At 63.8% G+C, this 17313-nt stretch carries 14 protein-coding genes; 8 read left to right on the top strand and 6 right to left on the bottom strand.

The annotated features are described in order from the left end of the window. The first annotated feature begins 171 nt into the window (after positions 1 to 171). Entirely contained in the window at positions 172 to 2415 is a 2244-nt protein-coding gene (gene ppk1, locus ABIB24_RS10525) for a polyphosphate kinase 1 (RefSeq protein WP_025341064.1), read from the top strand. Here the strand turns inward: ppk1 and ppx are convergent. Then, a complete protein-coding gene (ppx, locus tag ABIB24_RS10530) occupies positions 2402 to 3904 on the bottom strand; it encodes an exopolyphosphatase (RefSeq protein WP_085592489.1) in 1503 nt (500 codons plus the stop codon). The genes ppk1 and ppx overlap by 14 nt on opposite strands. A gap of 256 nt (positions 3905 to 4160) precedes the next feature. On the opposite strand from ppx, the gene trxA reads away from it, so the two are divergent. From trxA to ABIB24_RS10555, 5 genes are all read left to right on the top strand, one after another. After that, entirely contained in the window at positions 4161 to 4487 is a 327-nt protein-coding gene (gene trxA / locus ABIB24_RS10535) for a thioredoxin TrxA (RefSeq protein WP_012274768.1), read from the top strand. A gap of 373 nt (positions 4488 to 4860) precedes the next feature. Further along, a complete protein-coding gene (gene rho / locus ABIB24_RS10540; protein WP_003253661.1) occupies positions 4861 to 6120 on the top strand; it encodes a transcription termination factor Rho in 1260 nt (419 codons plus the stop codon). A 203-nt stretch (positions 6121 to 6323) separates the two neighbouring features. After that, positions 6324 to 7790 (top strand): 4-hydroxy-3-polyprenylbenzoate decarboxylase, encoded by a 1467-nt coding sequence (gene ubiD / locus ABIB24_RS10545; RefSeq protein WP_025341062.1) that lies wholly within the window; start codon positions 6324 to 6326, stop codon positions 7788 to 7790. Then, positions 7790 to 8758: a CDP-6-deoxy-delta-3,4-glucoseen reductase gene (locus ABIB24_RS10550; protein ID WP_274078269.1), complete on the top strand. Its 969-nt coding sequence runs from the start codon at positions 7790 to 7792 to the stop codon at positions 8756 to 8758. Before ubiD ends, ABIB24_RS10550 begins: the two co-directional genes overlap by 1 nt. Positions 8759 to 9003: 245 nt before the next feature. Beyond that, positions 9004 to 9654, top strand: a complete 651-nt coding sequence (locus ABIB24_RS10555) for a gamma-glutamylcyclotransferase (RefSeq protein WP_025341060.1) — start codon at positions 9004 to 9006, stop codon at positions 9652 to 9654. 114 nt (positions 9655 to 9768) lie between these two features. Here ABIB24_RS10555 and ABIB24_RS10560 read toward each other — a convergent pair whose 3' ends face one another. Continuing rightward, positions 9769 to 10746, bottom strand: a complete 978-nt coding sequence (locus tag ABIB24_RS10560; RefSeq protein ID WP_025341059.1) for an NADPH:quinone oxidoreductase family protein — start codon at positions 10744 to 10746, stop codon at positions 9769 to 9771. A 169-nt stretch (positions 10747 to 10915) separates the two neighbouring features. On the opposite strand from ABIB24_RS10560, the gene ABIB24_RS10565 reads away from it, so the two are divergent. Next, entirely contained in the window at positions 10916 to 11320 is a 405-nt protein-coding gene (locus tag ABIB24_RS10565; RefSeq protein WP_025341058.1) for a flagellar basal body-associated protein FliL, read from the top strand. A 169-nt stretch (positions 11321 to 11489) separates the two neighbouring features. On the opposite strand, the gene ABIB24_RS10570 is transcribed toward ABIB24_RS10565, so the two are convergent. The 4 genes from ABIB24_RS10570 to ABIB24_RS10585 form a co-directional block, all read right to left on the bottom strand. Next, on the bottom strand, positions 11490 to 12602 hold the full coding sequence (locus ABIB24_RS10570; protein WP_274078268.1) for an ABC transporter permease: 1113 nt from the start codon (positions 12600 to 12602) through the stop codon (positions 11490 to 11492). Between the two features lies 1 nt (position 12603). Then, positions 12604 to 15324: a ribosome-associated ATPase/putative transporter RbbA gene (rbbA, locus tag ABIB24_RS10575; RefSeq protein ID WP_274078267.1), complete on the bottom strand. Its 2721-nt coding sequence runs from the start codon at positions 15322 to 15324 to the stop codon at positions 12604 to 12606. After that, complete coding sequence (locus ABIB24_RS10580) at positions 15321 to 16280, bottom strand: HlyD family secretion protein (RefSeq protein ID WP_354316417.1); 960 nt, start codon at positions 16278 to 16280, stop codon at positions 15321 to 15323. The genes rbbA and ABIB24_RS10580 overlap by 4 nt, the downstream gene beginning before the upstream one ends. A 247-nt stretch (positions 16281 to 16527) precedes the next feature. Continuing rightward, positions 16528 to 16977 carry an EVE domain-containing protein gene (locus tag ABIB24_RS10585; protein WP_286918141.1) on the bottom strand — a complete coding sequence of 150 codons (450 nt, stop codon included), beginning with the start codon at positions 16975 to 16977 and terminating at the stop codon, positions 16528 to 16530. Between the two features lie 178 nt (positions 16978 to 17155). On the opposite strand from ABIB24_RS10585, the gene ABIB24_RS10590 reads away from it, so the two are divergent. Then, the gene (locus ABIB24_RS10590; RefSeq protein ID WP_013974724.1) at positions 17156 to 17308 is read left to right on the top strand and encodes a hypothetical protein; all 153 of its coding nucleotides are present in this window, start codon (positions 17156 to 17158) and stop codon (positions 17306 to 17308) included. Positions 17309 to 17313: the final 5 nt, after the last annotated feature.

The following is a 17313-nucleotide window of genomic DNA, read 5'->3' on the forward strand; positions in this document are numbered from 1 at the left end:
GCGCGCGTTCGTGAAAGTGTCCAAATGTGTCTCGACATGAACAATTCCTGCTCGGAGAATGCCAAAAGCCACGCGCCATGGCTTGCCCTGGCGTGTAACACAGGCGTCATAATGGGCGCTTATCTTGCCGCTCAATAGATGATAGGGCGTTAACGTCCTCAGGAACGCCAGATGAATAATGAAGTGCTAACCCCTGTCGCGATCAAGGATGCCCAGGAACTCCCCGAAGAGATGGTGCAGACCCCGCCAGACCTGCCGCCGGCGCCCCTGCCTGCCGTGGAACCGGTGGCAGAGCCTGCGGCTCCGGCACCCGCGCCGGCCCCTGCAATCATCATCCCAGGCCTGGACGACAGCAGCCTGTACATTCATCGCGAACTCTCGCAGCTGCAGTTCAATATCCGTGTGCTGGAACAGGCGCTGGACGAGAACTACCCTCTGCTCGAACGCCTCAAGTTCCTGTTGATCTTCTCCAGCAACCTCGACGAGTTCTTCGAGATCCGCGTCGCCGGCCTGAAGAAGCAGATCAACTTCGCCCGTGAACAGGCCGGTGCCGACGGCCTGCAGCCGCACCAGGCGCTAGCACGCATCAGCGACCTGGTGCACAGCGAAGTGGAGCGCCAGTACGCGATCCTCAACGACGTGCTGCTGCCAGAGCTGGAAAAGCACCATATTCGCTTCATCCGCCGGCGTTACTGGACACCCAAGCTCAAGACCTGGGTGCGCCGCTACTTCCGCGACGAAATCGCCCCGATCATCACCCCGATCGGCCTCGACCCTACCCACCCGTTCCCGCTGCTGGTGAACAAGAGCCTCAACTTCATCGTCGAGCTCGAGGGTGTCGACGCCTTCGGCCGCGATTCGGGCCTGGCGATCATCCCGGCCCCGCGCCTGCTGCCGCGGGTCATCCGGGTGCCGGAAGAGGTGGGTGGCCCGGGCGCCAACTACGTGTTCCTGTCGTCGATGATTCACGCGCACGCCGACGACCTGTTCCAGGGCATGAAGGTGAAGGGCTGCTACCAGTTCCGCCTGACCCGTAACGCCGACCTGGCGCTGGACTCCGAAGAGGTCGACGACCTGGCCCGCGCCCTGCGCGGCGAGCTGTTCTCGCGCCGCTACGGTGACGCGGTGCGCCTGGAGGTGGCCGACACCTGCCCGAAACACCTGTCGGACTACCTGCTCAAGCAGTTCAGCCTCAGCGAAAGCGAGCTGTACCAGGTCAACGGCCCGGTCAACCTTACCCGTCTGTTCAGCATCACCGGCCTGGACAGCCACCCTGAGCTGCAGTACACGCCGTTCACCCCGGCGATCCCCAAGCTGCTGCAGAACGCCGACAACATTTTCAGCGTGATCGGCAAGCAGGACATCCTGCTGATGCACCCGTTCGAGTCCTTCACCCCGGTGATCGACCTGCTGCGGCAGGCCGCCAAGGACCCGCACGTGCTTGCCGTGCGCCAGACCCTGTACCGTTCCGGGGCCAACTCGGAAATCGTCGACGCGCTGGTGGACGCGGCGCGTAACGGCAAGGAGGTCACTGCGGTGATCGAGTTGCGGGCGCGCTTCGACGAAGAGTCCAACCTGCAGATGGCCAGCCGCCTGCAAGCGGCCGGTGCGGTGGTGATCTACGGCGTGGTCGGCTTCAAGACCCACGCCAAGATGATGCTGATCCTGCGCCGCGAGCAGGGCGAGATCGTGCGTTATGCGCACCTGGGCACTGGTAACTACCACGCCGGCAACGCCCGCCTGTACACCGACTACAGCCTGCTGACCTCCGACGACGCCCTCACCGAGGACGTCGGCAAGCTGTTCAGCCAGCTGATCGGCATGGGCAAGACCCTGCGCATGAAGAAACTGCTGCACGCGCCGTTCACCCTGAAGAAGGGCATGCTCGACATGATCGCGCGGGAAACCCAGTTCGCCCTCGAAGGCAAGCCGGCGCATATCATCGCCAAGTTCAACTCGCTGACCGACGCCAAGGTCATCAAGGCGCTGTACAAAGCCAGCCAGTCGGGCGTGAAGATCGACCTGGTGGTGCGTGGTATGTGCTGCCTGCGCCCAGGCATTCCGGGGGTTTCGCACAACATTCAGGTGCGCTCGATCATCGGCCGCTTCCTGGAGCACACGCGGGTGTTCTACTTCCTCAATGGCGGCGAAGAGCAAATCTACCTGTCCAGTGCCGACTGGATGGAGCGCAACCTCGACAAGCGTGTCGAGACCTGCTTCCCGGTGGAAGGCAAGAAGCTGTTGCTGCGGGTGAAGAAGGAGCTGGAAGGCTACCTTACCGACAACACCCACGCCTGGACCCTGCAGCCGGACGGGCGCTACGTGCGCAGCACGCCAACCGGCAACCAGAACCCGCGCAGTGCCCAGGCGACCCTGCTGGAGCGCCTGAGCAACCCGGTCCTCAACGTACGCTGAGGACGAAGCCGACCCGGGCCAGCCACTCCGCCTCGTTGGCGAAGTCGGCCTGGGTCAGCTGGTTCTGTTCCAGCCAGCCCTCAGGGAAGGCCACATCGAGGCTGCTGTCGGCAGCCTTGAGCTCGACCTTCGGCATCTGCTGGTTGCCACGGATGTGGTGGAACAGGATGGCGAAGCGCAGCAGCACGCACAGGCGCAGCAGCTTGACCCCTTCCTCACCCAGCTCGGCGATCTTGTCCTTGGGGATGTTGCGGCGGTGGCCGCGCACCAGCAAGGCCATCATCTGCTGGTCCTCGCGGGAGAAGCCCGACAGGTCGGAGTGTTCGATCAGGTAGGCGCCGTGCTTGTGGTAGTGGTAGTGGGCGATATCCAGGCCGATTTCGTGCACTTTCGCCGCCCAGCCCAGCAGATCGCGCCAATTCCCGTCTTTGAGGTCCCACGCTTCGGCCACTTGGTCGAAGGCGTGCAATGCCTTGCGCTCGACGCGCGCAGCCTGGCCCTGGTCCACGTGGTAGCGCTCCATCAGCGAGTTCAGGGTGCGTTCGCGCACGTCTTCGTGGTGGTGGCGGCCCAGCAGGTCGAACAGCACGCCTTCGCGCAGGGCGCCGTCGCAGTGGTCCATGCGCTGCAGTTCCAGGGCATCGAAGATCGCTTCGAGAATCGCCAGGCCCGCCGGGAAGATGGTGCGGCGGTCCGGCTTGACGCCTTCGAAGTCGATCTTGTCGACCTCACCCAGCTTGAACAGCTTGCGCTTGACCCAGGCCAGCCCCTCGGCGTTGACCTCGCCATTGCCCAGGCCGCCTGCCTTGATGGCGGCGCCGATGGCACGAATGGTACCGGACGAGCCGATGGCCTCGTCCCAGGTCAGGCGGTGCAGGGCATTCTCGATGCTCATCAGCTCGAGGCGCGCGGCGGTGTAGGCCTGGGCGTAGCGGGCCGGGGTGATCTTGCCGTCGCGGAAGTAGCGCTGGGTGAAGCTGACGCAGCCCATCTGCAGGCTTTCGCGCAGCAGCGGCTCGAAGCGCTGGCCGATGATGAACTCGGTGCTGCCGCCGCCGATATCGGCCACCAGGCGCTTGCCGGGGGTATCGGCCAGGGTATGCGACACGCCCAGGTAGATCAGGCGCGCTTCTTCACGGCCGGATATCACCTCGACCGGGTGGCCAAGGATGGCTTCGGCGCGCTGGATGAATTCGTTGCGGTTGCGCGCTTCGCGCAAGGCGTTGGTACCGACGATGCGCACCGAGCCTGCCGGCATGCCGTTGATCAGTTGGGAAAAGCGCTTGAGGCAATCCAGGCCTCGTTCCATTGCCTCTTCACTGAGCTTGCGTTCTTCGTCGATGCCAGCGGCCAGCTGAACCTTCTCGCCGAGCCGCTCGAGAATGCGGATTTCGGTATGGTGGGCCTTGGCCACGACCATGTGAAAGCTGTTGGAGCCAAGGTCGATGGCGGCGATCAGGGACAGGTTCTTCGCGATGGTTTGCGGCATGATCTGGTTGTTCTCGGTCGTTAACCCGGCAATCGTGCCACGATAGCAGGCTGTCGCCAACGCGTGGTACATAGCCGTTGAGCTGGCCTTGATGCAAGGCAATGTGCCATTCGATGCTATGACGTTTGTATGACAGTTTCGATTCGTGGCGTCTTGCACAACTATAGTTACACTCAATCGTCCGCGGCTTCCTGTAGGAGACGGGTGCGGCTATGATGGGCAACGTTTTTTATTGCTTACGACCTTGGAGATTTCCATGAGCGACAAAATCAAACACGTCACCGACGCCAGCTTCGAAGCCGACGTACTGCAGGCTCAAGGCCCGGTGCTGGTCGACTACTGGGCTGAATGGTGCGGCCCATGCAAGATGATCGCTCCGGTTCTGGACGACATCGCTGCTACCTACGAGGGCAAACTGACCGTCGCCAAGCTGAACATCGACGAGAACCAGGAAACCCCGGCCAAGCACGGCGTGCGTGGTATCCCGACGCTGATGCTGTTCAAGAACGGCAACGTCGAAGCCACCAAGGTCGGCGCCCTGTCCAAATCGCAGCTGGCCGCGTTCCTCGACGCCCACCTGTGATGTGAAAAAGCCCCGCAGATGCGGGGTTTTTTTTGCCTCTGCAAAGGCAGTCTTGCCCATGTAGGAGCAGCCTTGTGCTGCGAAAGGGCCGGTAAGGCTGACGTTGTCGCTGCGGCTGATGGCCTCTTCGCAGCACAAGGCTGCTCCTACTGACAGGTGTGTTGCAGCAGAAAATGGCAGGGCAAAACCACTAGACGCAGAAAAAAGCAAGTGTTACATTCGGCCTCGCACTGCTTCTCCAGTGCCCTCTACACGCCGTCGCCGAAGCATCCCTAATTCGAATCAGTACGCGATCCTGTCGCCATCTAGCGGCGCGGCCTCATTAAGCCAGAAGCTTAATTCTCCCTTCTTACATGATTACGTCACTCCCCTTATGAACCTGACTGAACTCAAGCAAAAGCCGATTACCGATCTTTTGGAAATGGCCGAACAGATGGGCATCGAAAACATGGCCCGTTCGCGCAAACAGGACGTGATTTTCGCCCTGCTGAAGAAGCACGCGAAAAGCGGCGAAGAGATCTCGGGTGACGGCGTGCTGGAGATTCTCCAGGATGGTTTCGGTTTCCTGCGTTCGGCTGATGCGTCCTACCTGGCCGGCCCTGACGATATCTACGTCTCGCCCAGCCAGATCCGCCGCTTCAACCTGCGTACCGGTGACACCATCGTCGGCAAGATCCGCCCGCCGAAGGAAGGGGAGCGTTACTTCGCCCTGCTGAAGGTCGACACCATCAACTTCGACCGCCCGGAAAACGCGAAGAACAAGATCCTGTTCGAAAACCTGACGCCGCTGTTCCCGAACAAGCGCCTGAAGATGGAAGCCGGTAATGGCTCCACCGAAGACCTGACCGGCCGCGTCATCGACCTGTGCGCCCCGATCGGCAAAGGCCAGCGTGGCCTGATCGTTGCTCCGCCGAAAGCGGGCAAGACGATCATGTTGCAGAACATCGCGGCCAACATCACCCGCAACAACCCCGAGTGCCACCTGATCGTCCTGCTGATCGACGAGCGCCCGGAAGAAGTGACCGAAATGCAGCGCACCGTGCGCGGCGAAGTGGTTGCTTCCACCTTCGACGAGCCGCCAACCCGCCACGTGCAGGTTGCCGAAATGGTGATCGAGAAGGCCAAACGCCTGGTCGAGCACAAGAAGGATGTGGTCATCCTGCTGGACTCCATCACCCGTCTGGCGCGTGCCTACAACACCGTGATCCCGAGCTCCGGCAAGGTACTGACCGGTGGTGTCGACGCCCACGCCCTGGAGAAGCCAAAGCGCTTCTTCGGTGCCGCGCGTAACATCGAGGAAGGCGGTTCGCTGACCATCATCGCCACCGCGCTGGTCGAAACCGGCTCGAAGATGGACGAAGTGATCTACGAAGAGTTCAAGGGCACCGGCAACATGGAGCTGCCGCTGGACCGCCGCATCGCCGAGAAGCGCGTGTTCCCGGCCATCAACATCAACCGTTCCGGTACTCGCCGCGAAGAGCTGCTGACCGCCGACGACGAACTGCAGCGCATGTGGATCCTGCGCAAGCTGCTGCACCCGATGGACGAAATCGCCGCCATCGAGTTCCTGGTCGACAAGCTCAAGCAGACCAAGACCAACGACGAGTTCTTCCTGTCGATGAAGCGCAAGTAAGCGTTTCAGGCCGGAATTGATTGGGGCCGCTTCGCGCCCCATCGCGACACAAGGCCGCTCCTACAGGGGAATGCGTAATCCTGTAGGAGCGGCCTTGTGTCGCGATGGGGCGCGAAGCGGCCCCAAGTCATTTTTGGCTATTAGGCACTGAACGGCGCTACACTCTGCACCCCCGACCGATACGGCCAACACGAGGCTCCTGCATGCAGTATCGCGACTTGCGCGACTTCATCCGTGGCCTGGAACAGCGCGGCGAGCTCAAGCGCATCCAGGTTCCGATCTCCCCCGTCCTGGAAATGACCGAGGTCTGCGACCGCACCCTGCGTGCCAAGGGCCCTGCATTGCTGTTCGAAAAGCCCACCGGCTTCGACATCCCGGTGCTGGGCAACCTGTTCGGCACCCCGGAGCGCGTGGCCATGGGCATGGGCGCCGAATCGGTCGATGAACTGCGGGAAATCGGCAAGCTGCTGGCCTTCCTCAAGGAGCCTGAGCCGCCGAAGGGCCTGAAGGATGCCTGGTCCAAGCTGCCGATCTTCAAGAAAGTCGTGTCGATGGCGCCGAAAGTGGTCAAGGACGCGGTATGTCAGGAAGTGGTGGTCGAGGGGGACGATGTCGACCTCGGCGCTCTGCCGATCCAGCACTGCTGGCCGGGCGACGTGGCGCCGCTGATCACCTGGGGCCTCACCGTCACCCGCGGCCCGAACAAGGACCGCCAGAACCTGGGCATCTACCGCCAGCAGGTGATCGGCCGCAACAAGGTCATCATGCGCTGGCTCAGCCACCGTGGCGGGGCCCTGGACTACCGCGAATGGTGCGAGAAGAACCCTGGCCAGCCGTTCCCGGTCGCCGTGGCCCTGGGCGCTGACCCGGCCACCATCCTCGGCGCCGTGACCCCGGTGCCGGACACCCTCTCCGAGTACGCCTTCGCCGGCCTGCTGCGCGGCAACCGCACCGAACTGGTCAAGTGCCGGGGCAGCAACCTGCAGGTACCGGCCACCGCCGAAATCATCCTGGAAGGCGTGATCCACCCGGGCGAAATGGCCCCGGAAGGCCCGTACGGCGACCACACCGGCTACTACAACGAAGTGGACAGCTTCCCGGTGTTCACCGTCGAGCGCATCACTCATCGGCAGAAACCGATCTACCACAGCACCTACACCGGCCGCCCGCCAGATGAGCCGGCGATCCTCGGCGTGGCGCTGAACGAAGTGTTCGTGCCGATCCTGCAGAAGCAGTTCCCGGAAATCGTCGATTTCTACCTGCCGCCGGAAGGCTGCTCGTACCGCATGGCGGTGGTGACCATGAAGAAGCAGTACCCGGGCCACGCCAAGCGTGTGATGCTGGGTGTGTGGTCGTTCCTGCGACAGTTCATGTACACCAAGTTCGTTATTGTCACCGATGACGATATCAATGCCCGCGACTGGAACGATGTGATCTGGGCCATCACCACACGCATGGACCCCAAGCGTGATACGGTGATGATCGACAACACCCCGATCGACTACCTGGACTTCGCGTCGCCGGTATCCGGGTTGGGGTCGAAGATGGGCCTGGACGCCACGCACAAGTGGCCGGGCGAGACTACACGCGAATGGGGACGGGTCATCGTCAAGGACGAAGCCGTCACCCGCCGTATCGATGAGCTGTGGGATCAGTTGGGAATAGATTGATGCAGGTAACGTTGCAGCCGTCCGGGGCGGTGCTGGCGCTCGAACCCGGGGAACGGATCCTGGATGGAGCGCGGCGGCTGGGCTATGACTGCCCGAACAGCTGCCGCAATGGCAATTGCCATGTCTGCGCCGCGTTGTTGGTCGAAGGCCGGGTACGCCAGGAAGGTGAAGTCCGCGACCATGGCGAGCTGTTCACCTGCATTGCCGAACCGCTGGAGGACTGCGTGTTGCTCTGGGATGGTGTGCTCGCCCTGGGCGAGTTGCCGGTGCGCAAACTGGCGTGCAGTGTCAGTGAGTGCGTCGAGGTCGGTGGCGACGTCTGGCGCGTGCGATTGCGCGCGCCGGCTGGCAGGCCGCCGCGCTACCACGCGGGGCAGTACCTGATGATCGAGCGCGAAGGCGGCAAGCAGGCAGCGTTTTCGCTGGCTTCCGCACCCCATGCCGGGCGCGAGCTGGAGCTGCATGTGCTGGCGCGCGAGCCCAGTGCGGTGCAACTTATCGAGCAGCTCAAGCGCGACGGCCTGGCGCGCATCGAAATGCCGTTCGGCGACACCCACCTGGCCGAGTTGCCCGACGGGCCGCTGGTGCTGATCGCTGCTGGCACCGGCATGGGCCAGATGCACAGCCTGGTCGAGCATTGCCGGGCTCAGGGTTTCAAGCACCCGGTGCACCTGTACTGGGGCGTGCGCCGGCCCGAGGACTTCTACCAGATCGAGCACTGGGACGAATGGCAGCGCCTGCCCAACCTGTTCCTGCATCAGGTGGTCAGCGACCTGTGCGGTTGGGAAGGCCGTTGCGGCATGTTGCATGAGGCGGTCTGCGAGGACATCGCCGACCTCAACAGCGTGCATGTATATGCCAGCGGCTCGCCGAACATGATCTATGCCACGCTCGACGCCCTGGTCGAAGCCGGCATGGATGCGCACCGCATGCGCGCCGATGTGTTTGCCTACGCACCACGCGGCTAATAACCGAAGTTTGAAAGTATGGGTATAAGGCGGTAATTGTTACCGCCTTGGCTAATAACTTTCACAGTTGCCGAAACAGTACTTTCCAGTCGTCGGGAGCGCGGATGAAACTCTGGCGCGAGGGCTTGAGTATTCCTGCACTTCTGTCCTATGGTTACTGCAAGCGCCCTTGGTACAGAGGCTGGGGGCGCATCGTAATCGAATCTCGCTACATCCGTAGTTCACAGGGATAATGGCGGCAGCTTATGTCGGCACTTGAAAGTATGTCCTGGGAAGTTTCATATCCACCGACACTCGACTTCGGTCAGCAACATACTCGCGAACAGTTGTTCAATTCCATGAAGACAACCATGTCTCGCCATCAGGGTGGGCCGGTGTGGCTGTTCGCCTATGGTTCGTTGATCTGGCGACCGGAGTGCAACTCGGTGGAACGCCAACGCGCGCGGGTACATGGTTACCACCGTGGTTTGTACCTGTGGTCGCACGAACACCGCGGCACCCCGGAAACCCCCGGGCTGGTGTTCGGCCTGGACCGTGGGGGCTCCTGCAGTGGTTTTGCCTACCGGCTGGATGAAAGCAGCCTGGACGAGTCGCTGATGGCCCTGTGGCAGCGCGAGATGCCGTACCCGGCGTACCGGCCGCACTGGCTCAGTTGCCGGTTGGGTGATGGCAGCAAGGTGCAGGCCCTGGGCTTCGTGCTGGAGCGGCATCTGCCGTGCTATGCCGGGAACCTGCCGGACACCCTGCTCAGCCAGATCCTGGCCAGTGCCAAGGGGCGCTATGGCACCACGCGTGATTATGTCGAACAGACCTTGAATGCCCTTCGCAGCCACCAGATGCCCGATCGCAACCTGGAGGCGCGGTTCAGGCGCTGCCATAACCTGCGCGAAGTTTGATTAGCCTGCACCGGCCTCTTCGCGGGCACGCCCGCTCCCACAGGATCACCACAGCCTCGAGCGGCATGGTATTCCTGTGGGAGCGGGCGTGCCCGCGAAAAGGCCGGAACTGTCTTACCTGGCCAGCACCACCAACTTACCCACAGCCTGACGCTGCCCCAACTTTTCAATGGCAGCCCCTGCCTCTGCCAGTGGATAAGTCTGCGACACCAGCGGCTTCAACTTGCCTTCGGCATGCCATGCAAACAGCTGCCGGAAGTTGGCCGCATTGTCCTCCGGCTGGCGCTGGGCAAACGCCCCCCAGAACACCCCGAGCACCGCCGCGCCCTTGAGCAACACCAGGTTGGCCGCCAGCTGCGGGATGGTCCCGCTGGCAAAACCCACCACCAGCAACCGACCATTCCAGGCCAGCCCGCGCACTGCCTGCTCGAACAACTCGCCACCCACCGGGTCGTAGATCACGTCCACGCCTTGGCCGCCGGTCAGGCGCTTGATCTCGTCACGCAGGCTGGCCTGGCTGTAGTCGATCAGTTCATCCGCGCCGGCTGCCTTGGCCACGGCCAGTTTTTCCGCACTGCTGGCGGCCGCGATCACCCGCGCGCCCATGGCCTTGCCGATCTCCACCGCCGCCAGGCCGACCCCGCCGGACGCGCCCAGCACCAGCAGGGTCTCGCCCGCCTGCAACTGGCCGCGCTGGCGCAGGGCGTGCATGGAGGTGCCGTAGGTCATGCCGAATGCCGCTGCGGTGGTGAAGTCCATGCTCGGCGGGATCGGCAGCACATTGTAGAACGGCACCGCCACCTGCTCGGCGAATGCACCCCAGCCGGTCAGCGCCATGACCCGGTCGCCGACCTTGAACGCGCCGGCCTTTTCCCCGACGGCGGCCACCACGCCCGCTGCCTCGCCGCCGGGGGAGAACGGCAACGGTGGCTGGAACTGGTACTTGCCTTCGATGATCAGGGTGTCGGGGAAGTTGACCCCGGCGGCCTGCACATCCAGCAGGATCTCGTTTTTCTTCGGCACCGGGCTGGCCACCTCTTCCAGCACCAGGTCGCGCGCCGGGCCCAGGGTTTTGCACAACACAGCTTTCATCGGGGCTATTCCTTTGCGGGTCGTGGCCGATAAGTGTAGGAGTGCCGCCTGCCCGGTCAACGAGCATGGGGCGCCCTGATGTGCAGGCATAAGTGGCGGCACAAGCCCGGGCTTGGGTTTGAGCGGCATGCTGGGTAAGCTGGCGCCAACTGTATTGAGGAGCAAATTCGTGAAAGCGTGGATCTTGATGGTGCTGGCGCTGCTGCTGCCGGCTGCGGCCATGGCCGAGGAAGCCAAGGAAGGGGCGCCGAAAGTCGCCTACATCAGCCTGAGCCCGCCCTTTGTCGGCAACTACGCCCTCGACGGCAGCCCGCGGCTGCGCGTGTACAAGGCCGACGTGGCCCTGCGCGTGACTGGCGACGAAGCCGCCAAGGCGGTGAAGCACCACGAGCCGCTGATCCGCAACCAGCTGGTGGCCCTGTTCACCCAACAGTCGGTGGACAGCATGAGCAACGTCGAAGCCAAGGAGCATCTTCGCCAGGAAGCGCTGAAACAGGTGCAGCAGGTGATGGAAGCCGAAGAGGGCAAGCCGATCGTTGAAGACCTGCTGTTCAACAACCTGATCGTGCAGTGATCCACTTTGTCTGACTAACTCGGTCCCTGTAGGAGCGGCCTTGTGTCGCGAAAGGGCTGCATGGCAGCCCCTGGCAATTGATGCGGTATAGCCGAAATCCGGGGGCCGCTATGCGGCCCTTTCGCGACACAAGGCCGCTCCTACAAGTGCCCGCTGAGCCTGAGCATCATCAAGACGCCAGGCTTCGGCGAAACCGCGCCAGCGCCACACCGAAGAACACCAGCCCGATCACGGCCAGCGCCAGGATGTCCGGCCACACCACCGTCCAGCCGGCATCACGGAACAGGATTGCGGCGCCAAGGCTGACAAAGTGCGTCGACGGCGACCCTTGCATCACCCACTGCAGCCACTGCGGCATGCTGTCCAGCGGTGTGCTGCCGCCGGACAGCAACAGCATCGGGATGATCACCGGGATTGCCAGCAGGCCGAATTGTGGCGTCGAGCGCGCCAGGGTGGCGAGGAAGATGCCCAGTGCGGTGCTGGCGAACAGGTACAGCGCGGTCACGGCCAGGAACAGGCCCATCGAACCGGAGAGCGGCACGCCAAGCGCGCTCTTGACCACCACCACCAGCGAAATCCAGGTGCAGATCACCACCACCAGCGCGTTGCTGGCGATTTTCGCCAGCATGATTTCCAGCGCAGTCAGCGGCAGCACCAGCAGGTGGTCGAGGGTGCCGTGCTCGCGCTCGCGCAGCAACGCGGTGCCGGTGAGGATGATCGCCAGGATGGTGATGTTGTTGACGATCTGGATCACCGCCAGGAACCAGCCACCCTCCAGGTTGGGGTTGAACAGGGCCTTGGCGTTGATTGCCACCGGGCTCTGCGTGTTGTTGCGCTGGCTGTAGTCGAGCAACTCGCGTTCGAAGATGCGGCCGATATAGCCGGCCCCCATGAACGCCTGACTCATCGCCGTGGCGTCGACATTGATCTGTAGTTCCGGTGATCGTCCGGCCAGCAGGTCGCTCTGGAAATTCACCGGCACGTTGATCACGAAGGTGTACTGGCCGCTGTCCATGGCCTGGTCCAGGCGCCCCGGGGCCAGCGGCACGGCGGGCTGGAATTCGGGTGGTTGCAGGGCTTCGCCGAGCTTGCGCGACAGCAGGCTGTGGTCTTCGTCCACCACCGCGACGCTGGCGTTGTGCACGCCGATCACCGAGCCGGCTGCGGGCATGTAGATGGCCACGCTGAAGGCATACAGCAGGAACAACAGCAGCACGCTGTCATGGCGCAGGCTGGTCAGCTCTTTCAGGCCCAGGCGCAGGGTGTGGTTCAGGCGCGACATCTCAGGCCTCCTGCTTCTTCAGCATGGCCAGGCTCAGGCCAGTGAACACGACAAAGAAACTGAGCAGGATCAGGCACTGCGGCCACAGTTCGCGCAGGCCCAGCGCCTTGGTGAAGGTGCCGACCGCGATGTCGAGGAAGTAGCCCGCCGGGAACAGCTGGCCCATCACCGCCGCCGCGCCGTCCAGCGACGAGCGTGGCACGATCAGCCCTGAAAACTGGATGGTCGGCAGGCTGGTGATGATCATGGTGCCCAGGATGGCGGCGATCTGGGTGCGGGTGAAGGCCGAGATCAGCAGGCCCAGGCTGGTGGTCGCCAGCAGGTAAGCGACGCCACCACAGGCCAGGGCCAGCACGCTGCCCTTGAGCGGCACGCCGAACAGCCAGCGGTTCATCGCCACCAGCAGCGCCAGGTTGACCAGGCTCACGGCCAGATAGGGCATCTGCTTGCCGAGCAGAAACTCCAGGCGGGTGAGGGGTGTGGCGTAGAAGTTGGTGATGGAGCCGAGCTCTTTCTCGCGGACGATACCCAGCGCGGTGAGCATGGCCGGAATGAAGGCCAGGATCAGCGCCATTACCCCCGGGCCGATGGCGTTCACGCTGACCACATCCTGGTTGTAGCGAAAACGGGTTTCCAGGCGCACCAGGTCCTGGCGCGGCTGCGGCTGTGGGCTGGCCTTGGCCAGTTGCTCGAGGTTGGCCTGATGCACGGCTTCCACGTAGTTGCGGCTGGTTTCCGCGCGGAACGGCATGCCGCCATCGAGCCAGGCAGCCACCACCGGTTGACGCCCGGCGTACAGGTCGCGGCCAAAGCCGGGTGGGATTTCCAGCGCCAGTTTGATTTCCGAGCGCTGCAGGCGCTGGTGCATTTCGCGGGTATCGCGGATGGGCGCCTGTTCGGCGAAATAGCGTGAACCACGGAAGGCTTCCAGATAGGCCCGGCTTTGCGGGCTCTGGTCCTGGTCGTGTACGGCGAAGGCGAGGTTTTCCACATCCAGCGAAATGCCATAGCCGAAGATCACCATCATGAACACCGCCCCCAGCAGGGCGAAGGCCAGGCGTACCTTGTCGCGCAGCAGCTCCTTGCCCTCACGGCTGGCCACCGCCAGCAGGCGACGCAGGCTGAAACCCTGGCGCAGCGCCGGCGCAGGCGTGGCGGCCTGTTCCAGCACGGCGTTGTCGGTGGCTTGCGGCGCCAGTTCCTGGGCCTGTTCCAGGCAGCGTACGAACGCATCTTCCAGGGTGTTGCCCTGGTACTGGCGTTGCAGGGCTCCCGGCGTGTCGCAGGCCAGCACCCGGCCTGCATGCATCAGCGAGATGCGGTCGCAGCGTTGAGCTTCGTTCATGAAGTGGGTAGAAAGGAAAATGGTCACGCCCTGCTCGCGTGACAGCTCCACCAGCAGGCGCCAGAAGTCGTCACGGGCAGCCGGGTCGACGCCGGAGGTGGGTTCGTCGAGGATCAGCACTTCCGGGCGGTGCAGCACCGCCACCGCCAGTGACAGGCGCTGGCGCAGGCCGAGGGGCAGGGCGCCGGATGGCTGGTCGGCGATGGCACCCAGGTCGAAGCGCTCGATCAGTTGGTCGATACGCTGGGCGCTCTCGGCCTTGGGCAGGTCGAACAGGCGGGCATGCAGGGCCAGGTTCTGCCGGGTGCTGAGCTCGCCATACAGCGAAAAACTCTGCGACATGAAACCGACCCGCTTGCGCGTGGCCAGGTCGCTGGCATCCACCGGGCGGCCGAGCAGGCTGGCGCTACCTTCGCTGGCCGGCATCAGGCCGGTGAGCACTTTCATGGTGGTGGTCTTGCCGCAGCCGTTGGAGCCCAGGAAGCCGAAGATCTCCCCGCGGCCAATGGCGAAGCTGACCTTGTTCACTGCAGTGAAATCGCCAAAGCGCAGGGTCAGGTCGTGGGCCTCGATGGCGACCGAGGTGTCAGTGGCCGGGCGCGGTGGAATGATGAGCGGAGGGTGTTGTGCCTTGCCCGCACCTTGGTAATGGGTGAAGGCGTCGTCCAGCTTGCCACTGGGGGTGACTGCGGCAAGTTCATGGCTGGGGCCGGCGGCCAGCAGGCGGCCGCCATCGAGCATCAGGCAATGCTCGAACTGTTCGGCCTCTTCCATGTAGGCGGTGGCCACCAGCAGGGTCAGTTGCGGGCGCTGCGCGCGTACCTGTTCGACCAGCTCCCAGAAGCGCCGCCGCGACAGTGGGTCGACGCCGGTGGTCGGCTCGTCGAGGATCAGCAGGTCCGGCTCGTGGATCAGCGCGCAGCACAGGCCCAGCTTCTGTTTCATGCCGCCCGACAGCTTGCCCGCCGGGCGCTCGGCAAAGCGCTGCAGGTCGGTGGCCTGCAGCAGGTTGGCCATGCGCTGTTCGCATTCGCGGCGGCCGAGGCCGAACAGGGTGGCGAAAAAGCGGATGTTCTCGCTGATCGACAGCTCCGGATACAGGTTGTTGCCCAGCCCCTGCGGCATGAACGCCACTTTCGGGTACAGCGCCGCGCGATGGCGCCGCTGGCGGATCGAGCCACCCAACACCTGCAGTTCGCCCTGTTGCAGGCGCTTTACACCGGCGATCAGCCCCAGCAGGGTCGATTTGCCAGCCCCGTCAGGGCCGATCAGCGCGCAGCGGGTGCCCGCCGGCAGGCTGAACCCGAGGGGGTGCAGGGCCACCAGGTCGCCGTAGCGATGGCTGATACCCTCGGCCAGCAGTGCCGGGGCGTTCATTGCAGGTTGGCCGGCCAGTCCACCTCAGCCGTGCGTACATAGCCGGCGCCTGGCATGCCCGGCTTGGCCTGCGGTACGGCGCCCTGGTCGGTCAGGCGCAACTTGACCCGGAACACCAGCTTCTGCCGCTCGTCGCGGGTTTCCACCTGCTTGGGGGTGAACTGGGCCTTGGCCGCGACAAAGGCCACCTTCGCCGGCAGCGCCCGCTCGGGCAGGGCGTCGAGCACGATCCGCGCCTGGTCGCCGACGGTCAGCCGGCCGCTGGTGGAGGCGGGCAGGTAGAGGTTCATGTACTGGTCGCTGGGGTCGATCAGCATCAGTACGCGGCCGCCGGCACCCAACACTTCACCGGGCTCGGCCAGGCGCAGCTGGATGATGCCGTCGATCGGTGCGCGCAGGCTGCTGTCGTCGATTTCGCTGGTGAGCTGCGCCACCTGGGCCTCGGCGGCGCCGATGGCGGCCTTGATCGCCGCCAGTTGGGCGCGGGCGGCGACCACGGCGGCGTTGGCCGTGTCGAAGCGCGCTTGCTGTTGGTCGAGCAACTGCTGGCTGGCGTATTTGCGCTGGAAGATCTCGCGCACGCGCTTGAGCTCCTGGCTGGCCAGCAGCAGTTCGCTTTGGCGCAGCTGTACGCTGGCCTGGGCGGCGGCGTAGTTTTCCCGAGCGCGCAGCACTTCGGCTTCGGCCTGGCTGCGCTGGGCTTCCATGGTACGGGTGTCGATGCGCGCCAGCAGCTGGCCGCGAGTTACCTTGTCACCTTCGTCGACCAGCACTTCGGCCAGGCGGCCGGGGATTTTGCTGGCGATTTGCACTTCGGTGGCTTCCAGGCGGCCGTTGCCCATGCTCAGGCCTTCGGGCAACTGGTCGCGGAGCGACTTCCAGTACCCCAGCCCACCGGCTGTTGCGAGTAGGGCGATCAGCGCGGTGGCGAAGATCCTGGGGGCGTATCGGTTCATCGTTCTGCATCCTTGCGGTCATGCACACTGCATCATGGCCTGCGGCCATTGGCGATGTGTTGATATCAATCAAAGGCCCCCACAGTCCCTGTAGGAGCGGCCTTGTGTCGCGAAAGGGCTGCAAAGCAGCCCCGGCAATCCATGGGGTGACGCTGATATCCCGGGGCCGCTGTGCGCCCCATCGCGACACAAGGCCGCTCCTACAGGGGACCGCGCCGGTCAGCAAGATCTGACCTTAGCCGCAGTTTCAACGCAAAGCGACAATCACCGCCCATTGCTCTGGCGTCACCGGCATCACCGACAGGCGGCTGCCCTTCTGCACCAGCGGCAGTTCGGCCAGGCCTGCCTGCTGTTTCAGCCAGCCCAACTCCAGCACCCGTGGCAGGGTTTGCACATGGGCCACATCCACCGCGCTCCACGGGTTCTTGTCGGCCGTGGCCTTGGCATCGTAGTAGTGGCTTTGCGGGTCCAGCGCGGTCGGGTCGGGGTAGGCGACGCGGGTGATCCTGGCAATGCCGGCGATGCCCGGCTGCGGGCAGCTGGAGTGATAGAAGAAGAACTCGTCGCCAACGCTCATGGCCCGCAGGAAATTGCGCGCCTGGTAGTTGCGCACGCCGTCCCAGCGCGCTTCGCCGAGGCGGCCGAGGGCTTCGATGGAGAGCTCGTCGGGCTCGGATTTCATCAGCCAGTAGGCCATGGGTGCTGCTCCTGAAAAGGTTTGAAATAACCTGTTGCATGAAACCGACAGTCGGTTGGCGTCAAGGTTTGCGTGCAGACGCAGGTTGTCGGAAAATGCGCCCCGTTTAAAGCGCGATGCTCCGGCGATACCCAGAAAATTGCCGAGCCTGAACAGTTTGCCTGGGGGGCAATCTTCGATGAATCAACGTAACAAGCCGGATCTGCTGTGGATTCTGGTGTTCATTTTCGGCCTGGGTGTGGTCACGACCGGTTATGCGCAAGGGATCTGGGAGCGCAAGCTGGACAACGCCTATCAGATGCCGGTCGACGCCAGCCAGCCGCAACGTTGATGCCC

It is taken from the genome of Pseudomonas sp. UYEF17, assembly GCF_040546125.1.
GTDB lineage: Bacteria > Pseudomonadota > Gammaproteobacteria > Pseudomonadales > Pseudomonadaceae > Aquipseudomonas > Aquipseudomonas putida_Z.